Source organism: Pseudomonas sp. B111 (assembly GCF_026428275.1).
GTDB classification, from domain to species: Bacteria; Pseudomonadota; Gammaproteobacteria; order Pseudomonadales; family Pseudomonadaceae; genus Pseudomonas; species Pseudomonas aeruginosa.
The window spans coordinates 3643033-3657075 of the sequence record NZ_CP097857.1; the positions used below are offsets into that span (position 1 = coordinate 3643033).

Consider the following 14043-nt stretch of genomic DNA (forward strand, 5'->3'; position numbering starts at 1 on the left):
GGCGATTTGCAAATATCGACTACTCAGCCAGAAAATAATCGAATTCGGACAACCAAAGGACCTGCCGTGAGCCGTGAACCGCAGACCTACCTCGCCCAACGCTTCGATCCCGACGCGCTCGGCCAGCCGGCCCTGGCCCTGCAGCTGGAGGCCCGGCACAACGACACCGAAGTGCCGGTGCACCGGCATCGCAAGGGCCAGCTGGTGGTGGCCTGCCGCGGCGGCATCACCTGCACGGTGCCCGATGGCCTGTGGATGGTGCCGGCCGGGTTCGGTGTGTGGATTCCCGGCGGCATCGCGCATAGCAACCGGGTCACCGCCAACGGCAAGGTCTGCTTCCTCTTCGTCGAGCCGGGGGCGGCACGCCTGCCGAGCGACTGCTGCACCCTGGCCCTGTCGCCGCTGGTCCTCGAACTGATCCTGCACCTGAGCGCGCAACCGCAGGACTATCCGCACGACGGCCCGCTCGCACGTCTCGCCGGGGTGCTGCTGGAACTCCTGGAACAGGCGCCGACCGAACAGCTCTACCTGCCGCTGCCGGACAACCGCGGCCTGCGCCGCATCGCCGACGAACTGACCCGCGCCCCCGGCGACCGCGCCAGCATGGCCGAATGGGCCAGGCGAGTGGCGATGAGCGAGCGGTCCCTGGCGCGGATGGTGCGCCGGGAGACCGGCATGACCTTCGGCCAGTGGCGCCAGCAATTGCAGATCATCATCGCCCTGCAGCAACTGTCCGCCGGCGTTTCGGTGCAACGCACCGCCGAGATCCTCGGCTACGAGTCGGTCAGCTCGTTCATCGGCATGTTCCGCAAGGCGCTCGGCAGCCCCCCGGCCCGCTACGTGCGCGACAGCATGCGGCGGCCAGCCGACTGAACGGAGGTCGACGGAAAGGTCTTGCAGTTCGTCAGCTGTTCTCCCCCGAGACTGGCACTCGAAGGCACTTCTGGGAATAATGCCGCCCTTTTTTCTCCAGGAGGATCAGATGGTTACGCACTTCTTGAGCGAATCCGGCCAGGCAGCCTGCGGGCGCGGCGACAGCAACGTGAACGGCTCGAGCGACGTCGGCCAGGTCAGTTGCAAGACCTGCCGGCGCACCAACGCCTTCGCCCAGGCCCAGGAAAACGCCGCTCCGGCCAGTGCCCCTGTCACCCCCACCGCCGCTGCGCCAGTGATCGACAAGGCCGCGCCGCGGCCGAAAGCCGAGGCCAGGCCCGCCGCCGCGCAGCGCCAGGACCGCGATGCCGCCCGCAAGGCCTGGCAGGCGCGTCTCAACGAATTATCCGGGAAGAACCGCATGCCGCGCTCGCGGCGCCGCGCGCAAGCCTATCTCTGAGCGGTAGCGGTACTTCGCGGCGGATGTCCGCACGCGGTCATATCCGTCCTGCCCAGCACAACCGCGCGTCCCCTCATCAGGCCAGGCCCTGCGCCTCCGCCAGGGCCAGACCGTCGAGGGCGCCGGCGAGCATGTCCGGCAGATGGCGCGGCTCGTCGGCCAGCTCGGCCAGCTCCGACAACCGATGCGCCGCCGTCAGCAAGGCGATCCGCCGACGCTCCAGGCGCCGACCGCTGAAGCGCTCGTAGGCGGCGACGATGCGCTCGGTGAGGTCGGCATCGATGAAGGTGGAATAGATGAACTCCTGGTGCAGCGGACCGATGCTCGCGTCGGCGAAGTCGTAGACACCGTTCAACCGCCCGACCTCGCTATCGAATGCCATGTTCCAGCCATGGCCGTCGAAGAAGCCGAAGATCGAACCCAGCGGATCGGCAGGCAGCTTGGCGTATTCCCGCACCAAGCGTTCCGCGCGTTCGCGCCAGGCCGCAGGCAGCAGCGGCAAGGCGCGCCTGCGCATCGCCGTGGGCGACTCCCAGGGACGCACCGGCAAGGCTCCAACCGCCCGCATGCGCGCCGGTTGCAGCCGATGCAGCTCGGCGTAGAAGCGCCCCAGCGCATCGCCGACCGCCTGCCGTGCGGGTTCGTCCAGGCGCCGATAGTCCTCGCCCAGGAGGTAACCGCCAGGCAGTTTTTCGTGGCGGGAAAACAGCGGCGGTCCCGCAAACACCTGCGGCGCCGGCACCGCCAGGCTCACCGCCGGACGCACCAGGCGTAGCACGGCGGCCTCGCGCAGCAGCGCCGCCTCGGCCTCCGCGCCGCGCGGAAACTTGAACACCCAGCGCCCTCCGACCTCCACCGCCGTGGAATGCCAGCCCGAGGCCAGGATGGCGAACGTGGCGTCCGCCAGTTCCGGACAGGCCGCCACTATCGCCCGGCGATATTCCTCCAGGGCACGCGGTTCCTTCACCGACGACTCCGCGCGACCATCGCCACGATCGCCTCGTACAGTTCCCGCCGCGCCTCTTCCGGGGCGATCTCTTCGGTGGCGGCCGCGTGCGACAGCGCTTCGGCGGCGCCGATCATTGCGCGCAGAGCGGCGACGGTCAGCCGTCCGCCGCCGGCGAAGGGCTCCAGCACGGCGCGGCACTTGTCCATGAAGAGAACCTCGTAGTCGCGCTTGATCCGCTCCAGCTCCGGCGAGCTGGCGAGGGCCGCGACCACCCCGGGAATCTCCCGTCCTTGTTGCATCACGCAGTCGACATAGGCGCGGGCGATGACGTCAGCGCGCCCCTCCAGGGTCGCCTCGCTCGCTTCCAGGGCAGCCTCCATCAGCGCCGTCTGGCGCAGGTCGTAATCCTGGTAGAGCGCCGCCAGCAGGCCGGCGCGGGTGCCGAAGTGGTCATAGACCACCGGCTTGGTCACCCCGGCCTGCTCGGCCAGGCGTCCGAGGGTCAGCGCCTCGGTGCCTTCTTCGCGGACCAGCCGCCAGGCCACCTCGAGCAACTGGCGCTGGCGCTCGTCGCGGGACAGGCGGCGGCGTGGCGACGGGTCGTCTGGGGAGTGCATTGACATAGATAACCTACTAAAAGTAACTTACTAAAGGTAACCTACAAAAGGTAGGTTTTACCCAGACTATCGACTTGCCCCCCTTCCCGCAATTCCCGGAGGAATTCGCCCATGCATGCCCTGATCGTCGTCGCCCATCACCATCCTCGCTCTCTCACACATGCCCTCGCCGCCCACATCGCCGAAGGCGTGGTCCGCGCCGGCCATTCCGCGGAAACCGCCGATCTGGCGGCGGAAGGCTTCGAGCCGCGCTTCGGCCTGGCCGACCACGCCGTGCATCGCGGCCAGGCGTCGCCTCCCGCCGACGTCCTCGCCGAGCAGGCGCGCATCGATCGCGCCGATACCCTGGTGCTGGTCTACCCGATCTACTGGTGGTCGATGCCGGCCCTGCTCAAGGGCTGGATCGATCGCGTGTTCTCCAATGGCTGGGCCTTCGACTACAGCATCGGCGGCGACCTGCGGAAAAAGCTGCAGCGCCTGCGCGTGGTGCTGGTTGGTGTCGGCGGCGCCGATGCCGGCACCTTCGAGCGGCACGGCTACGCCGGGGCGATGCGCACCCAGATCGACCATGGCATCTTCGATTACTGCGGCGCACGGGTGGTCCGTTCCGAACTGTTGCTGGAGTCGGAGAGCGCCGATCCGATCCGGCATCTGGACCAGGCCCTGCACATCGGCAGCCAGCTCTTCGCCGCACGCGGCGCGCAGGGGGCCGCCCAGGCGCAGCCGCTGGAGGCCTGACCCCAGGTCATTCGGCCAGGTGCATGGCGAAACCGGCCCGCTGCGGGGCAAGTTCGTCGCGCAGGGTCAGCGCCGGGATCAGGTAGTCGCCGCCGTTCTGCCGGCGGAACGGGATCGGCGCAGTGCGCTGCAGGTCATCGAGGCGCCGGCCCAACTGCTCGCTCAGCGCGGCGAAACGCTCCGCGTCGATCCGGCCGCTGCGATAGACGACGAACGGCGGCAATACCTCGAAGCCGGGGTAATGCAGGATGCCGTGGTGGATGGGGAACAGCAGGTCGTCCATCGGTCCGTTGATACCGCGCGCGGCGTAGTGCGACTCCCAGCCGCCGGCGGTGACTACCAGCATCGCCCGCTTGCCCTGCATCCGGCCCTCGCCGTAGCGGTCGCCCCAGTGGCTGTCGGAATGTTCGCCGACCCCGTAGGCGAAGCCGCAGGCATAGACGCGATCGATCCAACCCTTGAGGATCGCCGGCATGCTGAACCACCAGAGCGGGAATTGCAGGATCAGCGTATCGGCCCAGCGCAGCTTGTCCTGCTCACCGGCGATGTCGACGCTCTGCCAACCGTTCTCGAAGGCGCGCAGGGAAGTTGCGGAAGGATCGAAGCGTTCGCTGGCCTCGCGCTCGAGGCTGTCGCCGGCATCGAGCACGGCCTTCCAGCCCATCGCGTAGAGGTCCGAAACCTGCACCGCATGGCCGGCCGCCTCGAGGCGGGCGACCGCGAAGTCCTTGAGCGCACCGTTGAGGGAGCGCGGCTCGGGATGGGCATAGACGATGAGTACGTTCATGGCGGGTCTCCGGCAAAAGGTGGGCGCAGGATCGGCCATCGCCAGATATAGTTGAAATGAATATCCGAAATTCCAGGTATATGGATGATTAATCTCCGGCGACTGGACCTGAACCTGCTGGTGACCCTCGACGTGCTGCTCACCGAACACAATGTGACGCGCGCGGCGGAACGCCTGAATTTTTCCCAACCCTCGGTGAGCGTGCACCTGGCCAAGCTGCGGGCGATCTTCGACGATCCCTTGCTGCTTCCCGGCCCGCGCGGGATGCGCCCGACGGCGCGGGCGGAGGAGCTGCGCGAGCCGTTACGCCTGGCCCTGGAAGCCCTGGAGCAGGCGGTGGCGCCGGCCGCGCCGTTCGATCCGACGCAGTCACGGCATACCTGGCGCGTCGCCGCCACCGACTACGCCGAGTCGGCGATCCTCCTGCCGATCCTCGCCAGTCTTCGCCGCCAGGCGCCGGGCAGCCGCCTGGCGGTGCTGGAGCTGGCGCCGACGCGAATCGTCAGGCAGGCGGAACGCGGCGAGATCGACCTGGCCTTCCACACCCTCGAAGAAGCGCCGCCGGGACTGCGCTGTCGCCGGCTGTTCAGCGAGCGCTATGTGCTGGCCGGGCGCGCCGGGCATCCGGGGCTGCGTCGGCGACCGACGCTGAAGCAGTTCTGCCGCCTCGAGCAGGCGATCGTCTCGCCCGACGGCGGCGGCTTCCTAGGTCCCACCGACCAGGCGCTCGCCGAACTCGGCGCGGAACGCCGGGTGGCGTTGTCGGTGCCGCACTTCCTGTTCCTCCGCGCGGTGCTGGAAAGCACCGACCTGGTGGCGCTGCTGCCGTCGCGACTGGTACGCGAGCGCGACAGGTTGCGGGTGGTCGAGGCGCCTCTGGAGGTGCCCGGCTACGACCTGGCCATGCTCTGGCACGAGCGCTCGCACCGCGATCCGGCCCATCGCTGGCTGCGCGAACTCATCGCCGCCTCGGTGTAACGCGGCGATACGCTTCGGTCGTCGCCGCGGTTTGACGCACCGTCGCGCTTTGCCCAAGCTAGCGGGCTTCGATCCACCACCAGGAAGTCCTTGGCGTGAAGTTTCCGTTCCATCCCTGGCGCCGCCTGCTGCTCTGCGCGCTCCCTTTCGCCGCCCTGCTGACCGCATGCGACGACGGCAAGAAAGAGCCCCCGCCCAAACCCGCCGAAGTCACCACCTACAACAGCGTGCCCTGGGACGCCCTGCCGGCCACCAGCGACGCCGACCTGCTCGCCGGCTTCAATGCCTGGCGCTCGGCCTGCGCGCGGCTGGCCAAGGACCCGGTATGGGGCGAGCCCTGTGCGAGCGCCACGACGGTCGCCGCCGATCCGACGGCGGTGCGCGCGTTCCTCCAGGAGCGGATGCAGGTCTATAGCCTGCGTTCCTCCAGCAACGGCGACCAGGGCCTGATCACCGGCTACTACGAACCGGTCTACCACGGCAGCCTGAGCCAGGGCGAAAAAACCCCGGTGCCGGTCTACGGCGTACCGGACGACCTGGTGGTGGTCGCGCTGGAAAGCGTCTACCCGGAACTCAAGGGCAAGCGCCTGCGCGGACGCCTGGAAGGCCGGGTGCTGAAACCCTACGACGACGCCGCGACGATCCGCGACAACGGCTCCAGCGCGCCGGTGCTCGCCTGGCTGGGCGACCCGATGGACCTGCAGTTCCTGCAGATCCAGGGTTCCGGGCGCATCCAGCTGGAAGACGGCCGGCAACTGCGCATCGGCTACGGCGACCAGAATGGCCACCCGTACAAGCCGGTCGGCCGCTGGCTGGTCGAGCAGGGCCTGGTGCCGAAGGAAGAGATCAGCATGAAGCGCATCCGCGACTGGGCCGAGGCCAATCCGCAGCGGGTCTCCGAACTGCTGGCGAGCAATCCCAGCTTCGTGTTCTTCAGCCTGCGCCCGGACAGCGACGAAGGTCCGCGCGGCTCGCTGAACGTACCGCTGACCGACGGCTACAGCGTAGCCATCGACCGCAAGGTGATTCCGCTGGGCAGCCTGATGTGGCTGTCCACCACCCGCCCTGACGACGGCAGCGCGGTGGTCCGTCCGGTGGCGGCCCAGGATACCGGCGGGGCCATCGTCGGCGAGGTTCGCGCCGATCTGTTCTGGGGCACCGGCGACGCCGCCGGCGAACTCGCCGGACACATGAAGCAGCCGGGCCGGCTCTGGCTGCTATGGCCCAAGGGTGCGCCGCTGCCCGCCTCCTGAAAACCTCCGGCCGGTGCCTACGCACCCGGCCGGGACGGCTGGCCAACGCAACGCCAGCGAGCGCCCGACACCGCCGACCAGCATCGACGGCGCCGGGCGCGCTTGCGGCAGCAACCATTCAAACGATGAATGACGCCGCAGAATCTTCTGTGATGATCGCCGCGCCAGCCGGACCTCCGCGCCTCGCCGCAGCGGCCAGGCCCCCCGACACCACTTGTCCGTGCTACCCCCGGCAGGCGTAGCCGCGGCAGCCTGCCTCGGCAAAAAGCCATCAGCCGGCGCGCTTCGACGCCCCTCATACCGCCCTTTCGCCAACTACCAATTCTCATAGTTGTGAGGGGAAATTTGTATCTTATTTTAAATACCCACGAAACATATAAAAACACACACAGCGAAACACTTCGGAAACCCAACGCAAGGTGGAAGTGCAATGCGTGACCGTGAATCCATTCTCATCGCTTTTCTCTCTTTCCTGACGATAAGTCTGCATGGCAGCAGTTGACTGCCCTTGAGTCGACGGCACTCCGTATTTCCATAACGTTTTTCCGGGCAAGGCGCCTCGACGCTTGCCGCTCGCGTGAGCGAGCCGGTGGGCGGCGGACGACTGGCAGTTCCCGGGAAGACTCGGCCGCCGTCCTCACGAAAAACCAAAAACCCTTCATTTAGCCGAAGAAGCCGGCAGATGGACTCATTTTTTCGAAAAAAGGCGATCGCCAGAATGTCCCAGAACTCCCTGCTCGACCTGTACGCGCACCCAACGGTGGTGGCCCGCTTCAGCGAAATGGCAGCGCTTCATCCCCATCGCGAAGCCATCAGGGACCGTTTCGGAAGTGTCGACTATCGGCAACTCCTGCATAGCGCCGAACAACTTTCAGACTATCTTCTCGAGCATTATCCGCAGCCGGGAGTTTGTCTTGGAGTGTACGGCGAATATTCTCGGGAAAGCATTGTCTGCCTGCTCGCCATACTATTATCCGGCCATCACTACTTATATATAGACCTGAAACAACCGGCGGCCTGGAATGCAGAGTTGTGCCGGCAGGTCGACTGCCGCCTGATCCTCGACTGCTCGACCACGCCGACGCCCGGCAACGGTCTTCCCTGCGTCCCGGTCAGGCACCTGCCTGCCGCTCCAGCCTCGGTCGCCCGGCCATGCTTCGCGGCGGACCAGATCGCCTACATCAACTTCTCCTCGGGCACCACCGGCCGCCCGAAAGCCATCGCCTGCACCCACGCCGGCATTACCCGTCTGTGCCTGGGCCAGTCGTTCCTCGCGTTCGCTCCGCAGATGCGCTTCCTGGTGAACTCGCCGCTGTCCTTCGATGCGGCGACCCTGGAGATCTGGGGCGCGCTGCTCAACGGCGGCTGCTGCGTGCTGAACGACCTCGGCCCCCTCGACCCGGGCGTGCTGCGCCGGCTGATCGACGAGCGCGGAGCCGACAGCGCCTGGCTCACCGCCTCGCTGTTCAACACCCTGGTGGACCTCGACCCGGACTGCCTCGGCGGCCTTCGCCAGTTGCTCACCGGCGGCGACATCCTCTCGGTGCCGCACGTGCGCCGGGCGCTGCTGCGGCATCCGCGACTGCACCTGGTGAATGGCTACGGACCGACGGAGAACACCACCTTCACCTGCTGCCATGTCGTCACCGACGACGACCTCGAGGAAGACGACATCCCCATCGGCAAGGCCATCGCCGGCACCGCGGTGCTCCTGCTCGACGAGCACGGACAGGAGATCGCCGAGCCCGACCGGGCCGGGGAGATCGTCGCCTTCGGCGCCGGCCTGGCGCAGGGTTATCGGAACGATGCGGCGCGCACCCGCGCCAGCTTCGTCGAGTTGCCCTATCGCGGCCGCCTCCTGCGTGCCTACCGTACCGGCGACCGCGCTCGCTACGACGAGCAGGGCCGGCTGCGCTTCATCGGCCGCGGCGATGGCCAGGTCAAGCTGAACGGCTATCGCCTCGACCTCCCCGCCCTGGAACAGCGCTTGCGCCGCCAGCCGGGCATCCTCGACTGCGCCCTGCTGGTCCGCGAGCGCAACGGCGTCAAGCAACTGCTCTGCGCCTGGACGGGAAAAGCCGACGCCAGCCCGCAGGCCCTGCTCCGCCAACTGCCCACCTGGCAGCGCCCGCATGCCTGCGTCCGGGTCGAGGCCTTGCCCTTGACGGCGCACGGCAAGCTGGACCGCGCCGCCCTGCTGCGCCGCCTGGAAGAACCGCTGGAGCGCTGCGCCAGCGCGCTCGATCCCGACCAACGCGGCTGCGCGCAGCTGTGGAGCGAATTGCTGGGTTGCGAGGTCGGCGCCGCCGACCAGGATTTCTTCCTCTGCGGCGGCAACTCGTTGCTCGCCCTGCAACTGGTCGCCCTCTGTCAAACGGCGGGTGCGGGAGCAAACCTGGGACTCGCCGACTTGCAGGCAAACTCGCGCCTCGACCAGTTCAGCCGTCTCCTGCGCAGCCACGGCCTGGCGCCGGAGCGTCTGCTGGAACGGGCGGCGACGCCGGAGCAGCCGCTGGTGCTGTCGAGGAGCGCGGCATGAACGTCGGTCTCTCCGCGGAGGTGCGCTACCACTGGTTCCGCGAGCACCTGGTGGTGGTCGGCGATTGGCACCGCCTGTCCCCCTCCGAGCGCGACCGCCTGCGGCACCAACCGATGCCGGATGAGGCCGCGCAGTCCTTGCACGTCGACCTGTCGCCCTGGTCCTGCGGGATGGTCTTCAGCGAGCTGCTCGGCGCCGACCTGACCCGCTTCGGCCTCTGCTACCTGGCTCCGGCCAAGGTGCCGGCATCCGACCTGACGCGCCTGGGACGGCGCCTGCGCGAAGAGTTCCCGTTGCTCGACAGCCAGGTGGACAGCGGCGCGGAAGGTTTCGAACTGGTCGTCCACGGGCGGCCCGAGGAGAGCCCGGCGCTGGAAGTCGGCCCCTTCGCCGACGAAGACGCGCTCATCGCAGCGCTGCTGCAACACCCGCATTCCCTGTTCGAGCGCGGCCTGCTGCGACTGTTCCACGGGCGCTGCGGAGGACGTGCGCGCTGGGGCGTCTGGCTGCATCACCTGGTCGCCGACGCCGACTTCGCCAGCGTGCTGCTGGCCCGCCTGGCCGTGCTCAACGCCGACCCCACGACCGAAGCGGCGGCCCCCGAGTTCGGCTTCCTCCAGCAGCAATGGCGCCTGGAGCGCCAGCTGCGCGAGCGCAGGACCAGGCTGGAAGACTACTGGAGCGAGCGCGGCGAGGCGTTCCGTGAACTGGCGAGCCTGCCCTGGGCGGAGCGCGCCAGCCATTGCGAGGATTTCCGCTTGGCCGCCACGCCAGGAGACGGCGAAGCCGCCCTGCTGACCCGGCTCGCCTGCGCCCTGGCTCTCGCCCTGGCCAGCCAGGGCGCCACCGGCAAGGTCCTGGCGCTGACCCCGGTCAGCCTGCGCAGTCGCCGAGGCACGGCGGTTTCCGGTTGCTGGCTGAACCTGGTGCCGCTGCTGCTGGACGCCGCGACCGCCGAGGATACCTTCGAACGACACAGGCTCGAGGCCTTCGAGCACAGCCTGCTGCCGGCAGAGGCCATCGCCGAACGGGCCGGACTGCGCTATGCCGACGCCCAGGTGATGATCAATGTCATCGACCAGCCGTTCCGCAGCGCCGGGTTCATCCACCGGCCGACGCTGAAGAGCCGCCTGCCGCTGACCCTGACCCTGGTCCGGCGCGACGACGGCGGCTGGGACGCCAGCCTGGCCAGCCGCTTCGGCCGCGAACGGACCCTGGCGCTGGCGGCGGCCATGGCCGAGGCGCTGCGCCCGTGCTGATCCTGCTGCCTGACTTCATCGGCCACCCGAGCTGCTTCCGCGGGCTGCTGGCACGCCTCGGCGCAACGGACTGCCGGCCGGTCGACTACCACCGGCTGGATGCCTACGCCAGCATCGAAGCCCTCGCCAGCCAGGTACTCGACGGCCTGGCGGAAGAACCGGACTGGCTGATCGGCTATTCCTTCGGCGGCCTGGTCGGCTACGAGATGGCCCGCCAGTTGCCGGCCAGCCGCCTGCTGATGATCGACAGCCACCTGCCCTGGCCGGCCCTGCGGCGAATGCCGCCGAGCGAGCAATACCAGCGCTGGCTGAGCGCCGAGATGCGCGAATGGATCGCCCTGATGAGCGAGCTTGGCGAACTGCGCGAAGAGGTCCTGCTGCGCAATGTCGAGCTGTTCGGCCGCTGGCAGCCCCGCCATCGCCTCGCCCGCGCCAGCTGGGTGCGCTGCCGGGACGACGCCGGCCGCGACCCGGCCGCCGAACGCTGGTGCGACCTGATCGAGCAGCTCGACACCTTCCCCTGCGAGCGTCCGCACCACCTGGCCCTGCAGGACCCGGCGGTGATCGATTTCATCGTCCACACCGTCAGCAAGGAGTCCGTCCAATGAAACACTATCGGCAGGTGGTATCCCCGCAATTGCGCCAACAGGCGCTGGACTGGATCCTCGCCGCGGCGCAGCGGCCGGACCCGGCGCTGGAACCGGAATTCGACATCGCCGACGACGAGCGCCGCGAGGCGAAGAAGGTGCGCAACCTGCACCGCCACGACCCGCTCTTCTGGGACGACTGGTTCGCCCGCTCCGGGCTCGACGCGCTGGTCCGCGACCATCTGCGCAAGCCGCGCCTGCTGCGCCACGCGGCGTTCATCAAGCGCCATGCCGACGAGTCCTACATCCCGCTGCACCAGGACATCGCGCTGTGGGAGAAGCGCTACGAAAGCGCGCAGACCTTCTGGGTCGCCCTGACCCCATCGCGGAACGACAACGGCGGGATGTTCTATTACCCCGACGACCGCACCATCTTCCCCCACGAGTTCGACCTCGCCTACCCGATGTTCAAGTGCATCGACCTCCAGGCCAACGGCATTTCCCGCGAGCAACTGGTGGATGCCGAGCTGGACGCCGGCGACGTCCTGGTCTGGCCCGCCCGCACCGCACATGGCAGCCACAACAACCGCAGCGGCCAGCTGCGCATCGGCATGCCGATCGTCTTCGTCGACGACGACGAATTCCACCAACTGAATCGAGAGGACAGCATGAAAACCTGGATCGCTTCCAACCTGAAAAGCGTGTTCCCGGACGAGGCAATCACCGAGGACAACCTCGACCACTATCTTCCGCAGCTGTGCGACTACTCGCTGAAGATGGTCACCTTCCTCGCCCGTTTCTCCCGCCAGTTCGGCCATGCGCCGAAGATCCACGACTTCATCAGGGAGCCGCGGCTGGCGACGCTGTCGGCCTCGGACGCGGGAGCGAGACGATGATCCGGGTCATCGACTGCACCCTGCGCGAGGGGTGCCAGGCCCGCCAGTGCAGCTTCGACAGCGCGCAGTCGGTCCAGCTGGCGAGGGAAATCGCGGCGCTGGGGGTGGATATGATCGAGTGCGGCCACCCGCGGATTTCCGCGGACGAACGCGAGCGGGTACGCGCCGTGGTGGCGGCGGTTTCCACGCCGGTGCTGGCCCACGCCCGGGCGCGCCGGGAGGATATCGACGCGGTGCTGGAAACCGGTGCCCAGTGGGTCGGGCTGTTCGCCTCGATCAACGCGATCTCGCTGGAAACCAAGTTCAAGGGCATGAACCGCGAGGAGGTGCTCGAACTGTTCCACGACGCGATCCGCTACGCCCGCGAACGCGGCCTGCGGGTCCGGGCCACGGTGGAAGACGCCGCGCGCACCTCGGTCAGCGACCTGGTCAGCATGATCGCCACCGCGCGCGACGCCGGCGCCGATCGCATCTGCTTCGCCGACAGCGTCGGCATCCTGCTGCCGGACGAGACCTTCGACGTGCTCTCTCTGCTGCGCCACGAGTTCCCCGACGTGGTCTTCGAGTACCACGTGCACAACGACCGCGGCCTGGCCCTGGGCAACACCCTGGCGGCGATCCAGGCCGGGGTCCAGTGGCACTCGGCGAGCTGCAACGGGATCGGCGAACGCGCCGGGATCACCGATACCTTCCAGTTGCTGACCCTGCTGCACACCAAGTTCGCCGCCGACCGCTTCAACCTGAAGAACGTCCTCGCGGTCTCCGAGCTGGTCGAGGCGCACAGCCGGATCAAGCGTTCGCCGATGCACCCGGTGGTCGGCGAGAACGCCTTCGTCCATGTCGCCCGCCTGCACCAGTTGGCCATGCAGGAAAACCAGGACGCCTACAGCGCCTTCGATCCGGAACTGATCAACGGCCGCGTCTCGCTGCAACGCTACACGCCGATGCACCGCCAATCCCTGTTCCTCACGCCTTTCGAGAAATCCGCCAGCGAACTGAAGTACCACCGCCACGGCCCCGGCAAGCGCTTCGTCATGCTCGACCGGCGCCTGCTCGACGGCTCGCCGTTCTACTTCATCGCCCGCCAGTTCCACGACGTCGGCGACGGCGGGCCGGGCCACGTCGACAGCCACGTGCACAACTGCGACTCGGTGTTCCTGTTCCTCGGCAGCGACGAGGACTACCGCGGCCTGGAGGTGGAAGTCCTGCTAGGCGGCCAGCTGCGCCGTTTGCAGAGCCCGGCCAGCGTGTTCATCCCCGCCGGCGTCGAGCACAGCTACCGCTACCTCGGCGGCAGCGGCACCTACATCAATTTCGTCCACAAGGGCGATTACCACGAGAGCCTACTGGAGATTACCCAATGAAGCAGTTCGACAAGCACGCAGACGCCTACAACGTGGTCCGCGGCAAGATCGCCTATCCGGATTCGCTCTACCGCAACCTCGCCGAACGCGCCCCGGCACGCGAAGCGGCGCTGGACATCGGCTGCGGCAACGGCGTCTCGACCGTCCGCCTGCAACCCTGGTTCCGCTACGTGGAAGGCAGCGACCTGGGCGAGGCGCTGATCGCCAAGGCCCGCGAGAACTACCCGGAGATCCGCTTCAGCGTGTCGCCGGCGGAAACCTTCGCGCCGCAACGCCGCTTCGACCTGGTCACCAGCGCCACCTCCTTCTACTGGATGGACCGCAAGCAGGTGCTGACGCGCATGGCCGACTGGCTGACCCCCGGCGGGCTGTTCTGCGCCTACAAGTACGACTTCCCGATCGCCTACGGGCCGCTGCGCGACTTCATCGAGCACGAACTGGTGAACAAGTGGGCCAAACACCGCGACCCGCGCCTGACCCGCTATGACGACACCCTGGAGATCATGGGCAGTTGCCCGCACCTGCGCGACTGCCGCCGCGAAGTGTTCGCCAACATCATCTTCCTCAGCCCGGAGGAGGTCGCGCTGTTCTTCCTCTCCACCAGCTACGTGACCCGCTACATCGAGCAGGAAGGCGGCGAAGACTACGCCGACCGCTTCATCGCCGCGGTGCGCGAGATCGAGAGCGCGCCGCAGGTGGCGGTGAACTTCGACATCCACGCCTTCACCGCGCTGAATCGCTGA

The 14043-nt window shown here is 67.9% G+C and carries 14 protein-coding genes; 11 read left to right on the forward strand and 3 right to left on the reverse strand.

The features are described 5' to 3' along the window. Window positions 1–66 precede the first annotated feature (66 nt). Window positions 67–873 (forward strand): AraC family transcriptional regulator, encoded by an 807-nt coding sequence (locus M6E97_RS16870; RefSeq protein ID WP_003082516.1) that lies wholly within the window; start codon window positions 67–69, stop codon window positions 871–873. A 109-nt stretch (window positions 874–982) separates the two neighbouring features. Next, entirely contained in the window at window positions 983–1333 is a 351-nt protein-coding gene (locus M6E97_RS16875; RefSeq protein ID WP_003120540.1) for a hypothetical protein, read from the forward strand. Window positions 1334–1409: 76 nt separating this feature from the next. Here the strand turns inward: M6E97_RS16875 and M6E97_RS16880 are convergent, their stop codons facing one another. Both M6E97_RS16880 and M6E97_RS16885 read right to left on the reverse strand, forming a co-directional pair. Further along, entirely contained in the window at window positions 1410–2258 is an 849-nt protein-coding gene (locus M6E97_RS16880) for an aminoglycoside phosphotransferase family protein (protein WP_079381505.1), read from the reverse strand. A gap of 38 nt (window positions 2259–2296) precedes the next feature. Then, the gene (locus M6E97_RS16885; protein WP_003133652.1) at window positions 2297–2905 is read right to left on the reverse strand and encodes a TetR/AcrR family transcriptional regulator; all 609 of its coding nucleotides are present in this window, start codon (window positions 2903–2905) and stop codon (window positions 2297–2299) included. Between the two features lie 105 nt (window positions 2906–3010). Here M6E97_RS16885 and M6E97_RS16890 point away from each other — a divergent pair, with 105 nt between their 5' ends. After that, on the forward strand, window positions 3011–3637 hold the full coding sequence (locus tag M6E97_RS16890; protein WP_023088939.1) for an NAD(P)H-dependent oxidoreductase: 627 nt from the start codon (window positions 3011–3013) through the stop codon (window positions 3635–3637). Between the two features lie 7 nt (window positions 3638–3644). On the opposite strand, the gene M6E97_RS16895 is transcribed toward M6E97_RS16890, so the two are convergent. After that, window positions 3645–4424: an NAD(P)H-dependent oxidoreductase gene (locus M6E97_RS16895; protein ID WP_003162621.1), complete on the reverse strand. Its 780-nt coding sequence runs from the start codon at window positions 4422–4424 to the stop codon at window positions 3645–3647. An 84-nt stretch (window positions 4425–4508) separates the two neighbouring features. On the opposite strand from M6E97_RS16895, the gene M6E97_RS16900 reads away from it, so the two are divergent. From M6E97_RS16900 to M6E97_RS16935, 8 genes are all read left to right on the forward strand, one after another. Then, entirely contained in the window at window positions 4509–5402 is an 894-nt protein-coding gene (locus M6E97_RS16900; RefSeq protein WP_003116363.1) for a LysR family transcriptional regulator, read from the forward strand. A 95-nt stretch (window positions 5403–5497) separates the two neighbouring features. Beyond that, window positions 5498–6655, forward strand: a complete 1158-nt coding sequence (locus M6E97_RS16905) for a murein transglycosylase A (RefSeq protein ID WP_003082509.1) — start codon at window positions 5498–5500, stop codon at window positions 6653–6655. A 718-nt stretch (window positions 6656–7373) separates the two neighbouring features. After that, complete coding sequence (locus M6E97_RS16910; RefSeq protein ID WP_023094140.1) at window positions 7374–9194, forward strand: non-ribosomal peptide synthetase; 1821 nt, start codon at window positions 7374–7376, stop codon at window positions 9192–9194. After that, window positions 9191–10453, forward strand: coding sequence for a hypothetical protein (locus tag M6E97_RS16915; protein ID WP_019485853.1), 1263 nt, complete (start codon window positions 9191–9193; stop codon window positions 10451–10453). The genes M6E97_RS16910 and M6E97_RS16915 overlap by 4 nt, the downstream gene beginning before the upstream one ends. Then, on the forward strand, window positions 10447–11061 hold the full coding sequence (locus M6E97_RS16920) for an alpha/beta fold hydrolase (RefSeq protein ID WP_003133668.1): 615 nt from the start codon (window positions 10447–10449) through the stop codon (window positions 11059–11061). The genes M6E97_RS16915 and M6E97_RS16920 overlap by 7 nt, the downstream gene beginning before the upstream one ends. Next, window positions 11058–11936: a phytanoyl-CoA dioxygenase family protein gene (locus M6E97_RS16925; protein WP_003116358.1), complete on the forward strand. Its 879-nt coding sequence runs from the start codon at window positions 11058–11060 to the stop codon at window positions 11934–11936. Before M6E97_RS16920 ends, M6E97_RS16925 begins: the two co-directional genes overlap by 4 nt. Continuing rightward, window positions 11933–13300: a 2-isopropylmalate synthase gene (locus M6E97_RS16930; protein ID WP_003086676.1), complete on the forward strand. Its 1368-nt coding sequence runs from the start codon at window positions 11933–11935 to the stop codon at window positions 13298–13300. Before M6E97_RS16925 ends, M6E97_RS16930 begins: the two co-directional genes overlap by 4 nt. Next, a complete protein-coding gene (locus tag M6E97_RS16935; RefSeq protein WP_003112447.1) occupies window positions 13297–14043 on the forward strand; it encodes a class I SAM-dependent methyltransferase in 747 nt (248 codons plus the stop codon). Before M6E97_RS16930 ends, M6E97_RS16935 begins: the two co-directional genes overlap by 4 nt.